At 70.3% G+C, this 20,659-nt stretch carries 21 protein-coding genes; 9 read left to right on the forward strand and 12 right to left on the reverse strand.

Annotation, left to right across the window (positions count from 1 at the left end):
• Positions 1-67 precede the first annotated feature (67 nt).
• Positions 68-904, forward strand: a complete 837-nt coding sequence (locus tag OG207_RS23655) for a DUF4396 domain-containing protein (RefSeq protein WP_329100565.1) — start codon at positions 68-70, stop codon at positions 902-904.
• A gap of 46 nt (positions 905-950) precedes the next feature.
• Here the strand turns inward: OG207_RS23655 and OG207_RS23660 are convergent, their stop codons facing one another.
• Positions 951-2,285 (reverse strand): MDR family MFS transporter, encoded by a 1,335-nt coding sequence (locus OG207_RS23660; protein ID WP_329100568.1) that lies wholly within the window; start codon positions 2,283-2,285, stop codon positions 951-953.
• A gap of 153 nt (positions 2,286-2,438) precedes the next feature.
• On the opposite strand from OG207_RS23660, the gene OG207_RS23665 reads away from it, so the two are divergent.
• Positions 2,439-3,200 (forward strand): phosphoglyceromutase, encoded by a 762-nt coding sequence (locus OG207_RS23665; protein ID WP_030728436.1) that lies wholly within the window; start codon positions 2,439-2,441, stop codon positions 3,198-3,200.
• Between the two features lie 78 nt (positions 3,201-3,278).
• Here OG207_RS23665 and OG207_RS23670 read toward each other — a convergent pair whose 3' ends face one another.
• The 5 genes from OG207_RS23670 to OG207_RS23690 all read right to left on the reverse strand — a co-directional run bounded on the left by OG207_RS23670 (position 3,279) and on the right by OG207_RS23690 (position 8,558).
• Complete coding sequence (locus tag OG207_RS23670; RefSeq protein WP_329100570.1) at positions 3,279-4,514, reverse strand: tyrosine-type recombinase/integrase; 1,236 nt, start codon at positions 4,512-4,514, stop codon at positions 3,279-3,281.
• A 481-nt stretch (positions 4,515-4,995) separates the two neighbouring features.
• The gene (locus tag OG207_RS23675; RefSeq protein ID WP_329100572.1) at positions 4,996-5,232 is read right to left on the reverse strand and encodes a helix-turn-helix domain-containing protein; all 237 of its coding nucleotides are present in this window, start codon (positions 5,230-5,232) and stop codon (positions 4,996-4,998) included.
• Between the two features lie 250 nt (positions 5,233-5,482).
• Positions 5,483-7,102, reverse strand: coding sequence for an ATP-binding protein (locus tag OG207_RS23680; RefSeq protein ID WP_329100574.1), 1,620 nt, complete (start codon positions 7,100-7,102; stop codon positions 5,483-5,485).
• A complete protein-coding gene (locus OG207_RS23685; RefSeq protein ID WP_329100576.1) occupies positions 7,099-7,737 on the reverse strand; it encodes an HNH endonuclease in 639 nt (212 codons plus the stop codon). Before OG207_RS23685 ends, OG207_RS23680 begins: the two co-directional genes overlap by 4 nt.
• Entirely contained in the window at positions 7,734-8,558 is an 825-nt protein-coding gene (locus tag OG207_RS23690) for a sigma-70 family RNA polymerase sigma factor (protein WP_329100578.1), read from the reverse strand. The genes OG207_RS23685 and OG207_RS23690 overlap by 4 nt, the downstream gene beginning before the upstream one ends.
• A 313-nt stretch (positions 8,559-8,871) precedes the next feature.
• On the opposite strand from OG207_RS23690, the gene OG207_RS23695 reads away from it, so the two are divergent.
• Positions 8,872-9,630 (forward strand): GntR family transcriptional regulator, encoded by a 759-nt coding sequence (locus OG207_RS23695; protein WP_329100580.1) that lies wholly within the window; start codon positions 8,872-8,874, stop codon positions 9,628-9,630.
• Complete coding sequence (locus OG207_RS23700; protein WP_329100582.1) at positions 9,627-10,235, forward strand: AAA family ATPase; 609 nt, start codon at positions 9,627-9,629, stop codon at positions 10,233-10,235. The genes OG207_RS23695 and OG207_RS23700 overlap by 4 nt, the downstream gene beginning before the upstream one ends.
• 1,212 nt (positions 10,236-11,447) lie before the next feature.
• Here the strand turns inward: OG207_RS23700 and OG207_RS23705 are convergent.
• The 5 genes from OG207_RS23705 to phoU form a co-directional block, all read right to left on the reverse strand.
• Entirely contained in the window at positions 11,448-11,669 is a 222-nt protein-coding gene (locus OG207_RS23705) for a YozE family protein (RefSeq protein ID WP_329100584.1), read from the reverse strand.
• Positions 11,670-12,209: 540 nt separating this feature from the next.
• Positions 12,210-13,223, reverse strand: coding sequence for a hypothetical protein (locus tag OG207_RS23710; protein ID WP_329100586.1), 1,014 nt, complete (start codon positions 13,221-13,223; stop codon positions 12,210-12,212).
• Positions 13,224-13,412: 189 nt separating this feature from the next.
• Positions 13,413-13,868, reverse strand: a complete 456-nt coding sequence (locus OG207_RS23715; protein ID WP_329100587.1) for a hypothetical protein — start codon at positions 13,866-13,868, stop codon at positions 13,413-13,415.
• A 162-nt stretch (positions 13,869-14,030) separates the two neighbouring features.
• A complete protein-coding gene (locus OG207_RS23720) occupies positions 14,031-14,180 on the reverse strand; it encodes a hypothetical protein (protein ID WP_329100589.1) in 150 nt (49 codons plus the stop codon).
• Positions 14,181-14,361: 181 nt separating this feature from the next.
• Positions 14,362-15,039 carry a phosphate signaling complex protein PhoU gene (phoU, locus tag OG207_RS23725; protein ID WP_030009600.1) on the reverse strand — a complete coding sequence of 226 codons (678 nt, stop codon included), beginning with the start codon at positions 15,037-15,039 and terminating at the stop codon, positions 14,362-14,364.
• Between the two features lie 217 nt (positions 15,040-15,256).
• Here phoU and OG207_RS23730 point away from each other — a divergent pair, with 217 nt between their 5' ends.
• Complete coding sequence (locus tag OG207_RS23730) at positions 15,257-16,456, forward strand: sensor histidine kinase (protein WP_329100591.1); 1,200 nt, start codon at positions 15,257-15,259, stop codon at positions 16,454-16,456.
• A gap of 41 nt (positions 16,457-16,497) precedes the next feature.
• Entirely contained in the window at positions 16,498-17,178 is a 681-nt protein-coding gene (locus OG207_RS23735; protein WP_030009598.1) for a response regulator transcription factor, read from the forward strand.
• Positions 17,179-17,278: 100 nt separating this feature from the next.
• Here the strand turns inward: OG207_RS23735 and OG207_RS23740 are convergent, their stop codons facing one another.
• A complete protein-coding gene (locus tag OG207_RS23740; protein ID WP_329100594.1) occupies positions 17,279-17,977 on the reverse strand; it encodes a DUF461 domain-containing protein in 699 nt (232 codons plus the stop codon).
• A gap of 590 nt (positions 17,978-18,567) precedes the next feature.
• Between OG207_RS23740 and OG207_RS23745 the strand changes: the two genes are divergently transcribed.
• The 3 genes from OG207_RS23745 (at position 18,568) to ispF (ending at position 20,589) form a co-directional block, all read left to right on the forward strand.
• Positions 18,568-19,050 carry a CarD family transcriptional regulator gene (locus OG207_RS23745; RefSeq protein WP_003953493.1) on the forward strand — a complete coding sequence of 161 codons (483 nt, stop codon included), beginning with the start codon at positions 18,568-18,570 and terminating at the stop codon, positions 19,048-19,050.
• Positions 19,051-19,322: 272 nt separating this feature from the next.
• A complete protein-coding gene (gene ispD / locus OG207_RS23750) occupies positions 19,323-20,069 on the forward strand; it encodes a 2-C-methyl-D-erythritol 4-phosphate cytidylyltransferase (protein ID WP_329100596.1) in 747 nt (248 codons plus the stop codon).
• Entirely contained in the window at positions 20,059-20,589 is a 531-nt protein-coding gene (ispF, locus tag OG207_RS23755) for a 2-C-methyl-D-erythritol 2,4-cyclodiphosphate synthase (protein ID WP_329100598.1), read from the forward strand. The genes ispD and ispF overlap by 11 nt, the downstream gene beginning before the upstream one ends.
• Positions 20,590-20,659: the final 70 nt, after the last annotated feature.

Below are 20,659 nucleotides of genomic sequence, written 5' to 3' on the forward strand. Positions count from 1 at the left end.
GCACCGAACGGTGCGCGAAGGCGTGTCGGCCCCGAAGGCCGGGCCCGGACGCCCGCACCGTGGCGGGATGAGCGGGACCACAGCCGAAGCACTCATGTACGCCTGGTTCGCCCTGGCCCTCCTGTCCACCGGCTACGTCGCCCACGACGCGTTCACCAAGAACCCCGAACTCACGGTGATGAAGTGGGGCTGGGTGCTGGTGACCCTCTACATCGGCCCGGTCGGCGCCGCGCTCTACGTGCTGTCCTGCAAGGAGCCGCGGCCGGGGACCCACGAGCGGTTCGTGGCGCCGCTGTGGAAGCAGGCGCTCGGCTCGACCATCCACTGCGTGGCCGGAGACGCGACCGGCATCATGGTCGCGGCCGTCGTCGCCTCGCTGCTCGGCCTCCCGCCGTGGGCCGACGCCCTGTTCGAGTACGCGGTGGGCTTCGGCTTCGGGCTGCTGGTCTTCCAGGCCCTGTTCATGCGCGACATGCTCGGCGGCAGCTACGTGCGGGCCGTCCGCTCGACGGTGTACGCGGAGTGGCTCTCGATGAACTGCGTGATGGGCGCCATGGTTGCGGTGAACGTGATCGTGCGCAGCCAGGTGCCGGGGGCGCGGGACGCCGGCGACGTGCGCTTCTGGGCGACGTTCTCGCTGGCGGTGCTGGCCGGCCTGGCCTTCGCGTACCCGGTCAACGTGTGGCTGGTCGCCAACCACCTCAAGCACGGGATGGGGACGGTACGGGCGCTGGGGGAGGGTGGCGAGCCGCTCCCGGCCGCCGCCGCCCACGCGGACGCCTCCGGCATGGCCGTGCCGGAGGCGGAGGTGACGGCGGAGCAGAAGACGGCCATGGCGGTGCTGACGGTCCTCTTCCTCGCGGCCGGGGTCCTGCTGGCCGCGATCTTCGGCCACCTGTCCTGACGCGCCCGCCCCGCCCCGCGCCCGCCCCGCGCCCGGGCCGGGCGGGTCAGCTTGCCGGGACGGTGTCCGTGGCCGGCGCGGGGGCCGCGGGGGCCGCGGGGAGCGCTTCGTCCGTCGGGGCGGTGGCGCCGTCGGCCGCTGCCGCCGGGGTCGTCCCCCTGTCGCCCTCGGAGAGGCCCCGCATCAGCAGCCAGTAGCCGGCCGCGGCGACCGTGCCGAGGACGGCGGTGGCCCCCCACAGCCAGTCGGACCCGAACCGGTCGATCAGGAAACCCGCCATCAGCGGCGCGACCAGCGCGGCCACCGCCCAGGACAGGTTGTAGACGCCCTGGTAGCGGCCGCGCCCGTGGACCGGAGAGAGCCGTACGACCAGGCCCATCTGGGTCGGCGAGTTCACGATCTCGGCCAGCGTCCACACGCACACCGTCAGCGCGTACGTCCACAGCGGCCCGGCGAAGGCCGTCAGCGCGAACCCGTACCCGGCCAGCAGCGCCGAGATCACCAGCAGCTTCTGCGGGTCGCGCCGCTCGATGAACGCCGTGACCGGGATCTGCAGTAGCACGATCAGCAGCCCGTTCACGGCGAGGACCAGCCCGAAGTCCCTGGGCGAGAAGCCCGCGGAACCCATTGCGACCGGCAGACCCACCGAGCCCTGCGTGAAGATCAGTGAGATCAGGAACGACAGCCCGACGACGCCCATGAACCGCCCGTCCCGCAGCACGGTCCCGAGACTGATCGCGGGCTCCTCGCCGGCGGCCGACGCGTCCTTCGGCCGGGCGGGCCGGTCCGGCCGCGACTCGGGCAGCTTGACGAAGACCAGCACCGCGCAGACCAGCGTCAGGGCGGCCTCGCCGAGGAAGCCGGCGAGGTAGCTGTACTCCGCGATCAACCCGGCGGTCGTGGCACTGACGGCGAAGCCGAGGTTGAGGGCCCAGTAGTTGAGCGCGAAGGCCCGTACGCGGTCCTCGGGGCGGACGATGTCCGCCATCATCGCCGCGACCGCCGGGCGGGAGGCGTTCGAGGTCATGCCGACCAGCAGGGCCACGGCCGCGATCGCCGCCGGGTGCTCCATGAAACCGAGCAGCGCCACCGAGAAGGCGGTCGAGGCCTGGGCCGCCAGCAGCGTGGGCCGGCGCCCGAGCCGGTCGGTCATCACGCCCGCGACGAGCGAGGAGACGACACCGCCGAGTCCGTGGAGGGCGACCACGAGTCCCGCGAAGGAGGCCGAATAGCCGCGGTCCAGGGTGAGGTACAGGGCCATGAAGGTGACGACGAAGGACCCGAGCCGGTTCACCAGGGTGCTCGCCCAGAGCCACCAGAACGCCCGGGGAAGCCCGGACACGCTCTCCCGGACAACCTGTGCCAAACGGGCAGCGGACATGACGGATCCCCCCGGCGGTGTAAGTATCACTTGTACGGCGTGCACATTACGAGCGGCGGGCGTCCGGGCGCCACTCGATTGACGCGCACCGTCAATCCGGCGGGACCCGGCACCGCGCGCGAGCGTCCCCGGGCGTCCACTAGGCTCGTACGCATGGCCGACGCACCGTACAAGCTGATCCTCCTCCGCCACGGCGAGAGCGACTGGAACGCGAAGAACCTGTTCACCGGCTGGGTGGACGTCAACCTCACCGAGAAGGGCGAGAAGGAGGCGGTCCGGGGCGGTGAGCTGCTCAAGGACGCCGGCCTGCTGCCCGACGTGCTGCACACCTCCCTCCAGAAGCGCGCCATCCGCACGGCGCAGCTCGCGCTGGAGGCCGCCGACCGCCACTGGATTCCGGTGCACCGTTCCTGGCGCCTGAACGAGCGCCACTACGGTGCGCTCCAGGGCAAGGACAAGGCGCAGACCCTCGCCGAGTTCGGCGAGGAGCAGTTCATGCTGTGGCGCCGCTCGTACGACACCCCGCCGCCGGTCCTCGAGGACGGCACGGAGTTCTCGCAGTCCGCGGACCCGCGCTACGCGTCGATCCCGAACGAGCTGCGCCCGCGCACGGAGTGCCTCAAGGACGTTGTCGAGCGCATGCTGCCGTACTGGTACGACGGCATCGTCCCGGACCTGCTGGCCGGCCGCACGGTCCTGGTCGCTGCGCACGGCAACTCCCTGCGCGGTCTGGTCAAGCACCTCGACGGCATCTCCGACGCCGACATCACGGGCCTGAACATCCCGACCGGCATCCCGCTCGTCTACGAACTGGACGCCGACTTCAAGCCCCTGAACCCGGGCGGCACCTACCTCGACCCGGACGCCGCGGCGGCCGCCATCGAGGCCGTCAAGAACCAGGGCAAGAAGAAGTAGGAAAAACGATCATGCCCCTGACCTGCGCAGACGACGTAGATCAGGGGCATTCGTTTGCCCTGGGCCCTCTGTGGGCCCTCAGCGTGGGGGACCGTCCGGCCGCAGAGCCCTGCCGAGAGCCTCGCGAGCGCGATCCCGGCTGCTCGGCATCAGGTGGGCGTAGACCTTCAGGGTGAGCCCGGGATCCGAGTGCCCCAGGTACTCGCTCACGGCCTTGATGCTTTCTCCCACGTCCAGCAGCACGGACGCGTAGAAGTGCCTCAGCGCGTGCATGCCGTGCTCCCGCGCGGAGGCGTGCTCACGGCTCTTAGCTGCGGGGATGACCCCGACCTTGGCGAGCGCGGGCTTCCAGTGGTCCTCGTTCACCGACGTGCGCCACAGGTGCCCGCCCTGCGGGCCGGTGAAGATCAGGCGCTTCGTGACGGGCTGGCCGCCGGCGCGCATCCACGGCAGCGTGATCTCCACGGGCGGGAAGAGCTTCATGTGCGCCTTGAGCGCGTCCGCCACGGGCTCGGGAAGCGGCACGTCGCGTAGCTTGCCGCCCTTCGGCGGAGCGAACACGGGGACGCTCAGGCTCTGCTTGAGCTGGTGGACGACGTGAAGCGTCCCGTTGTCGAAGTCGAGTTCCTCCACGGACAGCCCCAGGATCTCGCCCTGCCGCAGTCCGCAGCCGGCGCCCACATCCACCATGGGTTGGAACCGCTCGACCAGGGCGCCTCGCATGGCGAAGACCCGTTCCGGCTGCCAGGGGACCACGCGTCGCGCGCCCATCTCCGGGAGCGCCACCGTGCGCGAGTTGCAGGGGTTCCGGGGCAGGCAGCCATCCTCGACGGCAGCGCTGAGGACGGCGCGCACATTGGAGAAGATGACGCGGGCGTACGAGCCGGACATGCCGGAGGCTTCGAGCTGCGTCACGAACTCGCGGATGTGGCTCGGCTGGAAGGAGCCCAGCGGACGGTCCCCGATGCGTGGGAAGGCGTGGAGCTTGAGCTGAGACGTCATCGACGCTCGGGTGTTCGGGTCGCCGCTCTGGCTCGCGAGCCACTTTTCCGCGAACTCCTTGAAGGACGTCCGGGCCGCGCTCGGGTCGATGTACTGGCCGCGCGCCACGTCGGCGCGGATGGAGCTGAGCCACTGCTCGGCCAGGCGCTTCTGCCCGTCCTCGAAGGACTTGGACTTCTGCTTGCCGTCAGGTGCGAAGTAGCGCGCCCTGTAGCGCATGCCGGTGCCGTGGCGAGCCGTCTTGGTGCGGACGGTCTTGCCGTTGTCGTTGGTCTCTGTCTTGAACCAACGGTCTTGGATGTGGCCAGCCATGGGGCTGAGTCCTCTCGGTTGGGTGTGCCAGGGAGGCCGGACGGGGGTGTCCGGCGGGCTCTCTGCGGGGGTTCTGGGGGCTGGTCGGTGGGGTGCCTCCCTGCCTCCCTGAGGGGCTGTCTGCGCAGCTCAGGTGGAGGGAGGCGGTCCAGGGAGGCGGTCAGGGAGTTCTCCCTGCCTCCCTGGTGCTTCCCTGGGTTTTCGAGGGGTGGGGGCGGGACCCCTTTACCGGCGCTACCGGGCTGGTCAGGGGCGCTACCGCCCCCGCTACCGGGGCAAAGGGGTAGCTCTACCTGCGGCCCGCTCTCGGACGCTGTGACGGGGAGCTACTGCCTACTGCCCACCGGCTAGTGCCTACTGCCTACTGCCTATGGGCCTGTTCAGGGGCGGTGGGGTGGCTGCTGGAGGGGTTCTACTGCCTAGTGCCCGGTGGGCAGTAGGCAGTAGGCAGTAGCTCTGCGTGGAGGATGCCGGGGGTTCGTCAGGCGGCGTCGCGGGTGGCCTGTTCGCGGATCCAGGCGTGGACGGCGGCGGGGTCGTAGCGGATGTGCCGGCCGACGCGGAATCCGGGCGGGCCGGTGCGCTTCTTGCGCCAGCCGTAGATGGTCTCGATGGGGACGACGAGCATGGAGGCGAGGTCTTCGGGGGTCAGGTACCGGTCGGGGAGTCCGGCGCGGAGGATCGCGCGGGGGTCGTTGTCCGGGCTGTTGGCGGGCATGGGCGGGGTGACTCCTCGTGTCCGTGGCGGGGGTGCTGAGGGTCGGTGCGGTCGCGGTCCTGGAGAGTTGCTGCATCGCAGCGTCCATAGCGCCCCAGCGTCCGAAGGGTCTCTATCCGCGCAGGTCGGACCCGGTTTGCGGTGTGGACGCTGGTGTGGACGCTGCGGACGCCGGCGGGGCTAGCGTCCGCAGGGGCTGACGTGCCCGGGCCGCTGGTGCGCGGCCCGGTCCGGTGGTGATCCGGCGGTGTCAGTGCTGCTCAGGGGTGGTGCGGCCTTGCCCGAGTGATGCCACTTCGGGCCAGAGCGGGTCTTGCGGGCGTGTGGACGCTGCGGGTGGGGTGGGGTCGATGCGGGAGAGGACGAGTAGGCGGTGGCGGTGCCGGTCCTGGCTACGTTGCGTGTCGTCCACGGCCACCCCGATCGACCGCAGGAGCGGGGCGAGCCGTTTGATGCGCCCGCTTGCCCGGGTGGCGTCCTTGGGCCAGCCCTGCGGCCGGAACCCTCCGGGGAGCGGGAGCTGTTCCAGGAGTTGGGCGGCGGTGCCGCTCCAGGTCCCGCACTCCTCCACGAGGGTGGCCACGGCTGTGCCGAAGGGGTCGCCTTCGAGCGCGTCCCCGGCGACGTTCGCGGATGTGGCGAGGTAGGAATCCAGGGTGTGCCACTCCTGGACCTGGTCGACGGCCGCGAGGACCCGGGCGAAGTCGGCCATGCGGGGCATGGAGTCCAACTTGATTCCGGGCAGGACGGCGAGGACGGCCGCCAGGAGGTCGAACAGGGCGCCCAAGACGGCGGGTCGGACTGCCTCGAAGGCGGTGTCGAGTTCCTCTTCGGTGCGGCGTTGGTCTTCTTCGATGAGCTGCAAGTCGAGCATGAGGAGCCGCTCTGCGAGGTCCCCGGCCAGGGCTCCGGCGTCGATGGTGGTCATGGCGAGGACTCGCCGGAAGGAGAGCACGACCACGTCGTCGTCGGTGTAGAGCGCGCGGTCCACGATCCCGTCGCCGGTGACGGCCTTGCACAGGGTGTCGGAGAGCCAGGGTGGGATGGTGCTGATGTTGTCCAGGCACAGGGCCCAGGAGTTGAAGGCCTGAGCCGACCACGCCTTGACGTCCCGGGGCTGGCTCCGCTTGCTGGCGGGGGAAGGGTCGATGAGGTTGACGACCATCTGCGCCGTCTTCGACTTCCCCGTGCCCTGCTCGCCCTTGAAGGTGATCACCGGGTGCGGGATGTAGGGGATCCACGCGGCGATGAGCCAGCCGACGAGCTGGTGGAAGGTGGGTGCGTCCATGTTCAGCAGGGCGTGGAGCTTGGCCAGGCCGTCGCCGTCCAGGACCGGGGCGGGCATGGGCGCCATGGCGCCGGATCGGCGGAACAGGATCGGGGAGCGGTCCACGATGTGCCAGCCGCCGGCCGACACGGTCACCGCCCGGCCGTCCGCGCTGCCCAGGTCCACGACGATGCCGTTCGGGCCGCCTCCCACCCGCAAGTCCACCGGCGCGGGGTCGTCCTTCTCGGCGACTCCCTCCAGGACCATCATGGCGTCCGCCAGCGCGGACTGTGAGGCCACGTCGCCGTCGTAGGTGTCGGCGTACTTGCGGGCGAGACGCTGACGCAGTCCGGCCCGGCCGCGCAGGGGGAGGGCGATGTTCGGCCCGTCGATCGCGACCGCGTACGGGCGGCCGTCGGTCGAGGTGACGAACGTATACCCCTCCCGAGCCAGAGCGACGAGCCTGGACGCTGCCGAAGGCTTCTTCCCCTCCCCGGCTCCCCGGTCGGTCGGGGTCGATCGGTTGGCCTTTCGCGGGACGGTCGGGGGCTGGGGATCGGTGGTCTTGGCGTGGCCGTTCACGGTGTTCACCGTGGTGTTCACGCAGACTCCTTTCGCGGGGTGTGGGCGGGGCCGTGGGGGTCGGAGCACAGTCGGGTGCGGGTCGATCGATCGGCTCGTGACCTGGGGTGGACGGCCTTGCGGTGGTCCTCGTGAACGCGGTGAACGCGCTGGTGAACACCCGACCGTCCACCCGACTCGACGGCCGTCCGGTCGGCCGACTGCCGGGCCAGAGCCAGCCGCGCCAGGACCCGCAAAACGCCCAGCGTGAACACCTCGGTCGAGCGGTGAACATCGACCCGATCCACCCGACTTCCACCCGACTCGACCAGCGGACTCTCCCCATCCGATGGGGTCGACTGGGCGAGGGTGGAAGCCGGGTGGACGCCGGGGTGGACGGCCGGGGCGTCCACCCCGTCCACCGCCCCGATCAGCAGCAGCGCGATCAGCAGGGGGAAGCGGTCGGCCTTGGCGTGATTGCACGGCGGGCAGGCCAGCACGAGGTGGCCGGCCGACCACGTCCGTAGCACCGACACCGGCACGACGTGATCAAGCGTCGCCTCCCGCAGCGAGGCGAACGGGCGCGCGCAGTAGGCGCACCGCTGCCCGTCGCGGCGGGCCAGCTGTTCCTTGCGTTGCCGTCGGCGTGCGGAGTTGAGCGGATGCCCTTTCCTCATGCCGCCCGCTCCATGTCCGCGGCACCCAGAGCGCGCAGCACGGGGGCGCACACGGTCGCTCCCATGACCCGCTCCCGGCTGACCCCCAGCCTCTTGGCGATGTCCCGCGTGGGCACCTCCGGGCTCAGGAGCAGCGCACCCCGGGCCACGTCGTCCAGTCGCAGGAGAACCTCCCGCTGCGCCGCGCTTCGTGCCGCCAGCGCGCGCTGCTCCCACTCCGGCAGTGACTCCATGTCCACCGGGGAGCAGGACAGCTCGGGGTTGTCGATCTGAAGCAGCAGGATCGCCGTTTTCGCGAGCCGGTCAGCGGTGGACGCGCTGCACCCCAGACGCTCGCCCATCGCCGTGTGGGGCATGCCGTCCAGCTTCAGCAGCAGCGCTTCCCGCTCTCGCTCCGGAAGCGCGGCCACCATCCTGGCCAGGTAATCCGGCAGGTCAACCCAGGCACACTGGTTGGGCAGCAGCGGGCACAGCGTGTTGCACGTGGCGGGCTCCGTCCAGTCCACCACCGTCTCCGAGGACCGCATCAGCGCGAAGTGCTCCGCAATCTCGCGCTTCACCCGGACGAACAGGACCTTGCGGATCTCCGTCTCGGACCACTCCGGGTGCCCCAGCACATCCGTCGCTCCGCTGCGGGCCACCCGCACCCACATGGACTGAACGACGTCCTCTGCCAGTGCCCATGCCTCGCCGTTCCCCATCCGGGTACCGCACAGCCGGGAGTAGGCGAACCGCACCAAGCGGTCCCCGTAGGCATCGAACAACACGGCCAGCCGGTCGGACTGCTCGGCCGTCAGCGGAATGATCTCGCCGTTCTCCAAGCGTCGCCCCCCGGGGCCGTTGCCCGTGGCAGTTCCAGAGATCCGACTCCTACGCTTTGCGACAGTTCCAGGCATGATGGGTCTACCCCTTCAAGGGTCGGGGAGCGGCTGACTGCTTGGCGGTAGGGAGCCGCTCCCTGCTTCGCCCTGGGCCTCTGGCCAGGGATTTTGCATCCAACAGCACCCCATGACAGGGCCTTGCGGCCTCCGATCGGATCGATCGGCGGGCACATCCCTAAGGTTCCCTAGGGCACCCTAGGGTGTCAAGCGGTACGCTAGGGAAGTAGCCCATTGAGACAGGGGAGTTGACGGGATGCCGGACCAGGCCGACAACCGGGCGCCGTACGCGCAGATCGCCGCCCACTACACGGAGCTGATCGCATCGGGGCAGCTCCAGCCGGGCGAACTGCTGCCGAGTATCAAGAACCTCGCGCAGGAGTGGAGCGTCAGCTCGGCGACCGCCGAGAAGGCGCTGAGGAAGCTGCGCAGCGACGGGCTCGTCAGGGGCATCCACGGAATCGGCACCGAGGTCTTGGACCGTCCCGCGCCGATGTCCTCAGGCTCTCAGCGCCAGGACCGGGGACGCCACAGCGGGTCGAGCTGGGGGGCCGGAGAACGGTCCGACTCCCACGAAGCATCGGTGGTGTCGGCGCCGGCGGACGTCGCTCAGGCGCTGGACATCAAGCCCGGCTCGGAGGTGATCCGGCGGCGCCGTGTCTATCGCGACCGGCACGGCATCGTCGCCCACTCGACGTCATGGATCCCTGCTCAGTTCGGGAAGGCGATTCCGCAGCTTGCGATGAGCGAGCGGCTGACCGGCGGAACGTCGCTCCAGCTCATCGCGCAGATCACCGGCAAGCCGATCACCCACCGAATTGACACCGTTGCGGCGCGGCTGCTGACGTCGGAGGACGCGGAACTCCTGGAGCTGGACAGCGCCAAGCCCCCGCGTGAGCCGGTAGTCGTGATGATGGCCAAGTTCGTCAACAGCGCGGGCGACGTCGTGGAGTACGGAGTCGACCTCGGCAGCCCGGGACGGACCTGGCAGACGGAATCGGAAGTTACCCAGTGACGGCCGCCGACGGGGCGGTCCGGCCGCTCTGCGTGCTGATGGCTGGACTGCCGGGCTCAGGGAAGACCACCCTGTCCCGCGCGCTGACGGACCGCGGCTTCGTCAGGCTCTGCCCTGATGAGGAGATGTTCCGTCGGCACGGCGTGTACGGCGTGGATTTCCCCCGAGGCACCTTCCCGACCCTTGAGCGCCCGATCCTCGAAGAGATCTCGGTAGAGCTTCAGGCGCACCTCCGCGCCGGGGACAACGTGGTGGTCGACCACGGCTTCTGGACCCCGGATGACCGCGCTCGGTGGCACGGTGCTGCGACGGATGCCGGCGCTGCCTCGGTGCTGGTGTACCTGGAGGCAAGTCACGAGGAGCTCTGGGAGCGCGTGAGTAGGCGGAACGCTAGGCACGAAGCGGATCCGAACTCGATCTACTTCTCCGAGAGCGATCTGACCCGCTACCGCGCGCGCTTCGTGGCGCCGCAGCCAGACGAGCCCCACCTCGTCTATCGGGGAGACGCTGGCCCCTTGTTGAAGGCGCTGGAAGAGGCTGCGCAGGGCGACCTCGCCAACCCGCGGACGCTGGGACAGGAGAAACCTGGTTTCCTGCCCGGCTAGCGCGTTGTGATGAGCCCCGAAGCCCCGATTTCCGGTCGGATGCCGGGGTTTCGCCTATCCCTTGCTAGTCGCTAGTTCCCAGGCCAGAGGCCCTCCAAGTTGCTAGGACTGGTGCTAGACCTAGCGCCACCTGTTGCTAGACCTAGCACCTGTTTCCAGGGCTCTGCGAGCGAGAGAAGGAGCTAGAAGGAGCGGCCTTCGGCCGCCGACTCCTGGCAGCTCGCTGCGCTCGCGCTCGCCGCTCAGTGGGGCATGGCCGTGTGGGCGACTGGCAGGACGTCATGGGTGTGACGCCCCGCGTCACGCCTCGTGGCGCGTGACGGCCTGGCTGGCCTCGGTGCCCTGGACCTGCGTGACTCTGGCGTCACGGCTACCGTGACGCCCGTGACGCCGAGCCCCCTTTCGATGCGCCGTGGGGCGGTTACCGGTTACCGGTTACAGGTCGCGTGGACGCCGGTTCGCGCTGTTCAGGGCGGGGAGGGGCGGTGTCGTCGGCCTGTAACCGGTAACCGGTAACCGGTAACCGCGTCCGATGTGTTTGACCGTTTTGATCTCCCTGCCGTCGCCCGCTGGCAGCCGTGTGGAAGAGACCACCTGGCCGCGCCTTGGTGGCCTCTTCGTCTCGCTGCCGCGCCGAGTGGGTGGCGTAGCGTCCGCAGGGGCTTTCCCTCGGGGCAGCTTTGACCTGCGGTGATGCTCTTAGTCGGGGGTGAGTGCTGCGGACGCTGCGGACACTGTCGGACGCTAGCCAATTCTCTTAGCGTCCGCACGATTCGTGCAGGTCAGAGTAGAGCGAGAGCGTCCAGCGGACGCTGCGGACACTGTCTTCCCTCAACTCTCTAGGACGGCAGGTACCCAAGGCTAAGAGCTGCATGTCTCCCGTGGTGCCGACGGCTCTTCAGGTGGCTGCGGCCGTCTTCTCTGAAGAGCCGTCGTTGCCTGCGACTGGAGAGGCCTTCCAAGGGCGCGGGCGCCCCCACCCGCCCTCTTGGAAGGCCCCCTCCCACGCGGCTCTTCTACTGGGTAGTGGGGTGCCCGCCCCACTACCCAGTAGGCCCCCACTAGAGCTTGTGGGGGCCTTCAACAGCCCGTTTCTACTGGGGACCCCACTACCCACTACCCAGTAGGCGCCCAGGTTGGCCGCGACTTCCCGCAGCCACAGGCAAGAGGAGCACCTCCGCCGACGCCGGGGGTGCTCCTCTTGCTTGTGCGTCACCGCTCCTGCTGAGCCTCGTAGAGCTCCCACGCGCGTTCCAGGGTCTCCACCGCAGCCGGGATCGCGCCCCGCTCCTCCAGATACTCCCGTTGGCCGCTGAGCTGCCGCCGACTTGGCCAGGCGGGATCGGCAGCGACATCACGCGCCAAGTCACCGATCGCGCTCTGATCCTTCGCGTGCGTCTTCAACCACGATGTGAAGCCCTGGGTTCGACTCATACCGACATCGTTCCACCACCGCGGCGGCGCGGTGGGGAAACGGCAATCCCCAAGCTCACCCCTCTGAAGTGCTCCTATTTGGAAGGCCAGAGTGTGAAAGTCGCGCCGGCCGGGGCGTCGATGGGCCGCCGCCCGGAGGGTGGTTCTTCCCGTCCTTGTCGCTTGTCGCTTGTCGCTTGTCGCCTTAAGCCCCAACTGCTGTCTGGTGCCATGCCGCTCAACCGTGACCTGGGAAAAAGGACGACAAGCGACAAGCGACAAGACAAGCGACAGCACTGGCCGGGGCCCCGTTCCTGGGCCCTCTGTGGGCCCTGCGAGGGTGACCTGGGGCGACGGACAACGACCAACGATGACCACTCGGCAGCAGGTCAGGCGGGGTGCGCGGGCCTCTGACCAGGGCAGAAAAACGGGCCCGCCAGACCCAGGGCAAGAAGTAACCCTTCCCCACGAAGAAGCCCCTCACCTGCTGGTTCTCCGCAGATGGGGGGCTTCTTGTTGCCCTGGGGCCGGCTGTCGGCTGTCGGCCGTCGGCCGTCAGGGTCAGTGGGTCGGACGCGTTCGGAGCCAGTACGAGCGGGCCGCGAGGGTCAGGGCGATCCCGTAGACGGCGAAGGCGACCATCCCGATCCAGCCGACCAGCAGCGCGTCGCCCGCGGAGTGGAAGTCACCGCGCCGCATCGTCACTGCGCCGGCCGTGGCCAGGGCCAGGTATCCGACCCCCGCGACGCCGTACGGGGCGAGCGTGGCGGCGCCGAGCAGAGCCGGGGCGAGCGGGAGCCAGCGCGGTACCCGTCGGCCGCGCAGGAACGGCGTCCAGCGGGGGAAGACCTGCCCCCACGGGCGGACCAGGCCCCACAGCAGGAAGACGCCGAGCACGGCCAGCAGTGCGGTGGGGTCCAGCCCCCACGACTCCAGGGTGAGGAAGACCTCCGAGGCGCCGTTGCGCTCCGAGACCACGAGCACCTCCTCGCCGGTGATCCCCGCGAACGTCCCCCCGGACGCCCAGACCAGCTTCATCGCCGCGTACGGGACGAAGGCCAGCGTCCCCGCCCAGGCACCGAGCTGGATGAGTCGCGGGGCGGCGGAGGGCGCTCGTACGGCGCTACCGGCGGGCCGGCGGCGGCCGGACCGGGCGGTGGCGGCGAGCAGGACCGCCCCTACCGCTGCGAGGACCTTGTTCGCGGTGGAGGCCCAGCTGTCCACTCCCTGACCGAGCACCAGCGTGATCACATCCATCAGCAGGCTGAACGCGGTCATCCCGGCCAGCCCGCAGACCACCCAGAGCAGCACCCGTAGCGCTGGCCGCAGCCCGCGCAGCACCACCGCTCCGCTGACCGACGCCCCCAGCGCACCCACTCCCACGACCGCCCAACCCGGTCCGGAGGTCACCGAGCCGCCGCCGTGGTGGAGCAAGGAGGTTCCGTTCAGTGCGCACACCAGGCCGAAGCCGGCGTACGACACGGCCCACAACACCGTTGCCCGGGCCACCCAATGCGGCCATCGCTGCCACCGGGCGCGCCGCAGCGCCTTCGTCGTCCGTTGAGCAGTCGTCATGCTCTGAAACGTCGCACCGACCGCCGGGCGGTGGCGTCGGCCGCCCGCACGATCTGCCTCCCTCAGACGGGTGAGCGACCCGGACTCCCCGTCGTCCGTAGGTCGTGCCCCGGGACTTGTCGACCCGCCGTCCGGCGGGGCTGGCTCAGGGGGTGGTCAGCTGGCCGCGGTGGCCGGCCCGGAGACGGCCTAGCCGGGGTAGGTCTTGAACGTGACCGCGGCGCTGTCCTCGCCCTCCCAGGCGACCTCCACCACGATCTTGTCGATGTCGCCGTTCCCGAAGTTGGGCGCCTTCGGGTAACTGATGTTGAGGTGGAGTCCGCCGTTGTACTCGAACACGCCGCGCGGGTCCGGCTGGGAGGGGGAATCCTTCGGGTGGGTGTCGAGCCAGCCCCGGACCTCCGCGCGGGGCATGCGGAACGTTCCCGACCACTGGCTGGGGAAGATCGGGTCGTCGATCTCCAGGCATTGCTGCCGCTCCGCCCCGGGCGGCAGCTCCCAGCCCATCGCCGTCATGGCCTTCCCGCACTCCATGGCGCGCTCCTCCCACTGGCCCGCGTGCTGAAACGCGTAGAAGAACCCGCAGAACCAGACCAGGGCGGGCACCTCCACCACGGCCACGAAGAGGACCGCCAGGGCGATCATCCATTTTGTCTTCCGCGGCACGCTACCCCCAAGATCGATTCGAACGCGTTCAATGCGTAGGACGGGTAGGTACGCGCGACGGTTGCACACCCGCGCATGCGAAGGGCCCCGGCCGAGGGAGGTCGGACGGGGCCCGTCGTGCGCGTGAGCCGGTGGAGGCGGTCAGCCGCCGCACTGGCAGGGGGCGCCGGACTGGCAGCCGCAGCCGCAGCCGGAGCCGCACCCGCAGGCCGCGAGCAGCGGTAGCCGCAGCGGCTCCGGCTTCGACGGCTGTTCGTGCTCCGGGGTGATGGGGACGGGGGAATCGGGCATGGTTCCTCCTCGCAGGGGCGGGGCCCCGTGGCATACGGGACTTCGTACGACGACCGCCCTCGCCCTCATTCATGCCCAGCGCTACCGGCGCGTCAACGGCGCATTGGGGCTCGCCGTGGTCCGCGGCCGGGATGCCCTCGTCCGGATGCCCTCGTGCGGATCCTCCGCTTCCGGGCCGGTGTCAGACGCCCTCGACCTGGGTCGGCTGCTGGAGGTCGTCCGCGTGCTCACCCGTCACCAGGTAGACCACGCGCTTGGCCACCGACACCGCGTGGTCCGCGAAGCGCTCGTAGTAGCGGCCCAGCAGGGTCACGTCCACGGCCGTCTCGATGCCGTGCTTCCAGCGGTCGTCCATCAGGTGCTGGAACAGCGTGCGGTGCAGCTGGTCCATCTCGTCGTCGTCCTGCTCCAGCTGGAGGGCGAGGTCGACGTCCTTCGTGATGATCACCTCGGCGGCCTTCGCCATCAGGCGCTGCGCCAGCTGCCCCATCTCCAGGATGGTGGCGTGCAGGTCCCGCGGCACGGCCCGGTCCGGGAAGCGCAGCCGGGCGAGCTTCGCGACGTGCTGGGCGAGGTCACCGCTGCGCTCCAGGTCGGCGCTCATCCGCAGGGAGGTCACGACGATGCGCAGGTCGGTGGCGACCGGCTGCTGACGGGCCAGCAGGGCGATGGCGCGGGCCTCCAGGTCGTGCTGGAGGTCGTCGACCTTCTGGTCGGCGGCGATGACGCTCTCGGCGAGCTTCAGGTCGGCGTCGAGCATGGACGTCGTGGCCCGCCCGATCGCGGAGCCGACGAGCCGGGCCATCTCGACCAGGCCTTCTCCGATCGAGTCCAGTTCCTCGTGGTACGCGTCGCGCATGTCTCGTGTCCCTCTCTCGACCTACTACTGCGGTACTGCCCGGGGGCGGGCCGGGGCGGCCAGCGGCCCCACGTTGACACGGTGAGCCGCAAACGCGTCCGACTCCGGCACCACAAGTGAATCAACCCCGTCGCCAGGGTGAACTCTGGGCGACGACTGTTCGAGGTGCCACCCGAACGGCTGTGGAAGTGTCGTCGTGCCTGCTTAACCTGGATCCATGGACGTGAACGCGGCGGTCGCCGCAGCTGCAGCGATCGCCGGTCTTTGCACCGGTGTGGTCGCGATGCTGGCGTTCCGCTGGAGCGAGCGCGACCACGCCCGCCCCACCCGGAGCTCCATCCGCCCCGACCTCAATGCGGTGCTGCCGCCCGGCGTGGACACCGTCCTCTCCGTGCTGCGCTCCTCGGCGGTCGTACTGGACGAGGGCGACGCGGTGGTCAAGGCCAGCTCGGCGGCGTACGCCCTCGGCCTGGTCCGCGGCGGCAAGCTCGCCGTGGAACCGATGCTCCACATGGCCCGCGACACCCGCCGCGACGGGGAGATACGGCAGGTGGAGCTGGACCTGCCCCGGCGCGGCACCGGCCGGGGCGAGGCCCTCGCGGTCTCGGCGCGCGTCGCCCCGCTCGGCTCCCGGCTGGTGCTCCTCCTGGTCGAGGACCTCACCGAGGCCCGCCGCATCGAGGCCGTGCGCCGCGACTTCGTGGCCAACGTGTCCCACGAGCTGAAGACCCCGGTCGGAGCGATCTCCCTGCTCTCCGAGGCCGTCATGGACGCCGCGGACGACCCCGAGGCGGTCAGCCGCTTCGCGGGACGCATGCAGATCGAGTCCACCCGGCTGATCAACCTCGTGCAAGAGCTCATCGACCTCTCCCGGGTGCAGAACGACGACCCGCTGGAGGACGCCGAGCCCGTACGCGTGGACACGCTGGTCGCCGAGGCCATCGACCGCTGCCGCCACACCGCGTCCTCGAAGCAGATCACCATGGCCGCGGGCGGCACCGCCGACCTGCGCGTATGGGGCAACCGGGGGCAGCTCGCCGCCGCCCTCGGAAATCTGGTCGAGAACGCCGTCAACTACAGCCCCGCCCGCACCCGCGTCGGCATCGCCGGACGCAAGGTGACGGCTCCTGGGGGAGACTTGATCGAGATCGCCGTGACCGACCAGGGCATCGGCATCCCGGAAAAGGACCGCGAGCGCATCTTCGAGCGCTTCTACCGCGTGGACCCGGCCCGCTCCCGTGCCACGGGAGGAACGGGCCTCGGCCTTGCGATCGTGAAGCACGTGGCGGCCTCGCACGGCGGGGAGGTGTCGGTATGGAGCTCGGAGGGCCAGGGTTCCACGTTCACCCTGCGACTCCCTGAAGCAGCCGCCCCGGCCCCGGCGGCGGCCCCCCGCACCCACCCGACCCCTGCCTGACCAAGAACCGCTCCAGCCATTCCTGCCCCGGAGGTCCTTCCGTGACCCGAGTGCTCGTCGTCGAGGATGAGGAATCCTTCAGCGACGCCCTGTCCTACATGCTCCGCAAGGAGGGCTTCGAGGTCGCCATCGCCGCGACCGGGCCCGACGGGCTCGACGAGTTCGAGCGCAACGGCGCCGACCTCGTCCTCCTCGACCTGATGCTGCCCGGCCTGCCCGGCACGGAGGTCTGCCGGCAGCTGCGCGGCCGCTCCAACGTCCCCGTGATCATGGTGACCGCCAAGGACAGCGAGATCGACAAGGTCGTCGGGCTGGAGATAGGAGCAGATGACTACGTCACGAAGCCCTTCTCCTCCCGCGAGCTGGTCGCCCGCATCCGCGCGGTCCTGCGCCGTCGCGGTGAGCCGGAAGAGGTCACCCCGGCCGCCCTAGAGGCCGGCCCCGTACGGATGGACGTCGACCGCCACGTGGTCACCGTCTCCGGCGGCAAGGTGGACCTCCCGCTGAAGGAGTTCGACCTGCTGGAGATGCTGCTGCGCAACGCGGGCCGCGTGTTGACCCGCATGCAGCTCATCGACCGGGTCTGGGGCGCCGATTACGTCGGCGACACCAAGACGCTGGACGTCCACGTCAAGCGCCTGCGGGCCAAGATCGAGCCGGACCCGGGCGCGCCGCGCTACCTGGTCACGGTCCGTGGTCTGGGCTACAAGTTCGAGCCGTAGGCCGGACCCGGCCCTGAGGGGCGCACGGGAAGGTACGGGAAGGGCCCCCGTCCGCCGATGCGGATGGGGGCCCTTCCCGTATGCGTACGCGGGGTCCGCGTCAGTGGCCGGCGCTGTGCGACGGGGAACCGGCCGGCGTACCGGCGGCGGCGCCCGCGGGGGAGCCGGACGGGGTGGCACCCGCGGCCGCACCGGAGGCCCCGGCCGACGGGGAGCCGGACGGGGAGCCCGACGGCGAGCCCGAGGGGGAGCCGGACGGGGTGGCGGCCGGGGACGCGGCCGGTGCCGCGGTCGGGCCGAACGGTGCGTACGGGCCGGTGGCCGGGACCACGAAGGCCTCCAGCTCGACGCCGCCCGTGCTGCTCAGCTGGAAGACGACCTTCTGGACCTCGCCGTCGCGGACGTTCGCGGCGCCGTCCTCGATCACGGCGGAGGCGTTGCCCTTGCCGCCGATCACCACGTAGCCGAGGGCCGGCACGGTGACCTTGCCGGAGCCTTCGGCCGGCTTCAGCGCAACCTTGCCCTTGCTACCCGGGAGGGTGATGCTGTCAACGGTCTCCGCCTTGGTGCCGTTGTTGAAGACCGTCGCGGAGACGACCGCGGGGCCCTTCTCGCCCTTCTGGCCCTGGGTGATCACCAGCGCGTTCTGGACCTCGATCTGGCCCTTGGCGGCGGCGGCGTTGTCCGGCTTGATCTGGAGGGTCTGCGCGTCGTTGCCCGCACCGCATGCGGCCAGCGAGGCGATCGAGAACACGATGGCGGTGGCGGCGAGGGCGCCGCGTCGAAGGCTGCGGCTCACGGCGGCGGCATCTCCTTGGACGAACGGAAGGGGCGGGTGGACGCTCGGAACGGCCGAGGTAAAGCCGCTCTAAGGGTGTGTCAGCGCGCTTAGGTTACCGAGCCGCCGCCCCGCCCCCGCACCCGACCCTCCGCATGGCAGCCCCTGCCCTGGGAGCGCCCCGCGATCTTGCATTCCCCGGCGCCGTTCACCGCACCGATCTTGTGCCGCTCGCATATCGCGCACCGAACCCCTGTTGATCAATTCGAGGATTCCCCCGAACGGCACTTCGTGATCAATTCCGGATTGGGCCGGAACCCGCCCGGTGAGGGCGGCCGCCAGTCGGACGGAGTAGTTCGGTTTCCCGACTCGGAACCCGGCAAAACGGGACGTACGTCACACTGATGGGGGTGCCGGGCAGGTGTAGCGTGGCCCTTTCGCCTGGTCCGCGTAGCGCCCCCGACCTGCGAATACCCTCTTCCGGGAGCCCTCCGCAGCACGTTCGTGTTGCTGTTGTCAAGCCCCGAGATGTGCCCTGACCTGCGAAAACGCCATTCATAACAGTCAGTTCTCGTGTTACCCTGGATAGCCACGGAAGGGGTACCTGTCACATGACGTTCAAGGTTGGCGACACCGTGGTCTATCCCCATCACGGGGCCGCGCTGATCGAGGCCATTGAGACTCGTCAGATCAAAGGCGTGGACAAGACCTACTTGGTGCTCAAGGTCGCCCAGGGCGACCTGACGGTTCGTGTGCCTGCGGACAATGCGGAGTTCGTCGGTGTTCGCGACGTAGTCGGCCAGGACGGGCTGGACCGGGTCTTCGAGGTGCTTCGTGCACCGTATGCAGAAGAGCCGACGAACTGGTCCCGGCGCTACAAGGCAAATCTGGAGAAGCTCGCTTCTGGCGATGTCATCAAGGTCGCCGAAGTGGTGCGTGACCTGTGGCGTCGTGAGCGTGAGCGCGGGCTTTCCGCGGGCGAGAAGCGCATGCTCGCGAAGGCACGCCAGATTCTGGTGAGCGAGCTCGCGCTCGCTGAGAACACGAACGAGGACAAGGCCGAGGCCCTCCTCGACGAGGTGCTCGCGTCCTGACGCGAGTGCCCGTGCACCATCTGGTGCGCAGCTTGCCGCGGTGCCCGATGACAAGGTCTCTCCCTCCACGAGAGGCCTGTTGCCGGGCGCTGCGGCATGTCTGTATCCGTATCTTTTGTCTCACTGCCTCACTGCCACCATTGCGATGGCGTGCCGGGCCCGGGCAGCCCGCTCGACCGGTCGTCCACGGAAGGGGCGAAGGGCGTCGCACCCGGCACCCTTCAGGCCATACCCATGTCGGCCGAAGTCACAAACCTGGCTCGGAGCTACTGATGTCTGACGTAACGCGTCCCCACCGCACCGCCGCGGTGATCCCGGCCGCCGGCCGGGGGGTACGCCTCGGTCCCGGTGCCCCCAAGGCCCTGCGGGCCCTCGGCGGCACCCCGATGCTGATCCACGCCGTACGCGCGATGGCCCGCTCCCGCGCGGTCTCCCTCGTGGTGGTCGTGGCTCCGCCCGCCGAGGCCGCCGAGGTGCGCCTGCTGCTGGGTGAACACGCGCTGCCCGAGCGCACCGAGCTGCTGGTCGTCCCCGGTGGGGAGACCCGCCAGGAGTCCGTCCGGGCCGGCCTGGACGCGCTGCCGCCGGACGTCACCTCCGTACTCATCCACGACGCGGCCCGCCCGCTCGTCCCCGTGGACACCGTGGACTCGGTCATCGAGGCCGTACGCGACGGAGCGCCCGCCGTGGTGCCCGCGCTGCCCCTGGCGGACACCGTCAAGGAGGTCGAGCCCGGCAAGCCCGGCGAGCCCGAGCCGGTCCTCGGCACGCCCGAGCGGGCCCGGCTGCGCGCCGTGCAGACCCCGCAGGGCTTCGACCTCGCCACCCTGCTGCGGGCGCACGCCGCCCTCGCCGTCGACGGCGAGGGCGCCACCGACGACGCCGGAATGGTGGAACGGCTCGGCGTCACCGTCGTGGTGATCCCGGGCCACGAAGAGGCCTTCAAGGTCACCCGCCCCCTCGACCTGGTCCTCGCAGAGGCCGTACTCGCCCGCAGGAGGGCCAACGATGGCTACTGAGCCGATCACGCACACCGCGCACACCGCGCACACCGTTCCGCTGATCCCGCTCGTCGGCATCGGCACCGACGTGCACGCCTTCGAGACCGGCCGCGAGCTGTGGTGCGCCGGCCTGCTCTGGGAGGGGGAGGACGGCCTCGCCGGGCACTCCGACGGTGACGTGGCCGCCCATGCCGCCTGCGACGCGCTCTTCTCCGCCGCCGGCGTCGGGGACCTCGGCGCGCACTTCGGCACCTCCCGCCCCGAGTGGTCCGGCGCCGCCGGCGTCACCCTTCTGGCGGAGGCGGCCCGCATCGTCCGCGCCGAAGGCTTCGAGATCGGCAACATCGCCATCCAGGTGATCGGTGTGCGCCCGAAGATCGGCAAGCGGCGCGAAGAAGCGCAGAAGGCGCTCGCGGCCGCCGCCGGCGCCCCCGTTTCCGTGTCCGGCACCACCACCGACGGGCTGGGACTGACCGGCCGCGCCGAAGGCCTCGCCGCCATCGCCACGGCCCTCGTGTACCGGACGAACCGGGCCTGATCCCCCGCAGCGTCCGTACATCTTCGGCAACAAACGTGCCCCGGGTCCCGAAAGGGTCGCGGGGCACTGC

It is taken from the genome of Streptomyces sp. NBC_01439, assembly GCF_036227605.1.
GTDB lineage: Bacteria > Actinomycetota > Actinomycetes > Streptomycetales > Streptomycetaceae > Streptomyces.

Coding starts and splice junctions, on each gene's coding strand:
- OG207_RS23675 (WP_329100572.1), bottom strand. CDS start 5,232: ATGCCCGCCAACAGCCCGGACAACGACCCCCGCGCGATCCTCCGCGCC.
- OG207_RS23730 (WP_329100591.1), top strand. CDS start 15,257: ATGGACGTGAACGCGGCGGTCGCCGCAGCTGCAGCGATCGCCGGTCTT.
- OG207_RS23745 (WP_003953493.1), top strand. CDS start 18,568: ATGACGTTCAAGGTTGGCGACACCGTGGTCTATCCCCATCACGGGGCC.
- OG207_RS23720 (WP_329100589.1), bottom strand. CDS start 14,180: ATGCCCGATTCCCCCGTCCCCATCACCCCGGAGCACGAACAGCCGTCG.
- ispD (WP_329100596.1), top strand. CDS start 19,323: ATGTCTGACGTAACGCGTCCCCACCGCACCGCCGCGGTGATCCCGGCC.
- OG207_RS23705 (WP_329100584.1), bottom strand. CDS start 11,669: ATGAGTCGAACCCAGGGCTTCACATCGTGGTTGAAGACGCACGCGAAG.
- ispF (WP_329100598.1), top strand. CDS start 20,059: ATGGCTACTGAGCCGATCACGCACACCGCGCACACCGCGCACACCGTT.
- phoU (WP_030009600.1), bottom strand. CDS start 15,039: ATGCGCGACGCGTACCACGAGGAACTGGACTCGATCGGAGAAGGCCTG.
- OG207_RS23695 (WP_329100580.1), top strand. CDS start 8,872: ATGCCGGACCAGGCCGACAACCGGGCGCCGTACGCGCAGATCGCCGCC.
- OG207_RS23665 (WP_030728436.1), top strand. CDS start 2,439: ATGGCCGACGCACCGTACAAGCTGATCCTCCTCCGCCACGGCGAGAGC.
- OG207_RS23655 (WP_329100565.1), top strand. CDS start 68: ATGAGCGGGACCACAGCCGAAGCACTCATGTACGCCTGGTTCGCCCTG.
- OG207_RS23660 (WP_329100568.1), bottom strand. CDS start 2,285: ATGTCCGCTGCCCGTTTGGCACAGGTTGTCCGGGAGAGCGTGTCCGGG.
- OG207_RS23710 (WP_329100586.1), bottom strand. CDS start 13,223: ATGACGACTGCTCAACGGACGACGAAGGCGCTGCGGCGCGCCCGGTGG.
- OG207_RS23715 (WP_329100587.1), bottom strand. CDS start 13,868: ATGATCGCCCTGGCGGTCCTCTTCGTGGCCGTGGTGGAGGTGCCCGCC.
- OG207_RS23670 (WP_329100570.1), bottom strand. CDS start 4,514: ATGGCTGGCCACATCCAAGACCGTTGGTTCAAGACAGAGACCAACGAC.
- OG207_RS23685 (WP_329100576.1), bottom strand. CDS start 7,737: ATGAGGAAAGGGCATCCGCTCAACTCCGCACGCCGACGGCAACGCAAG.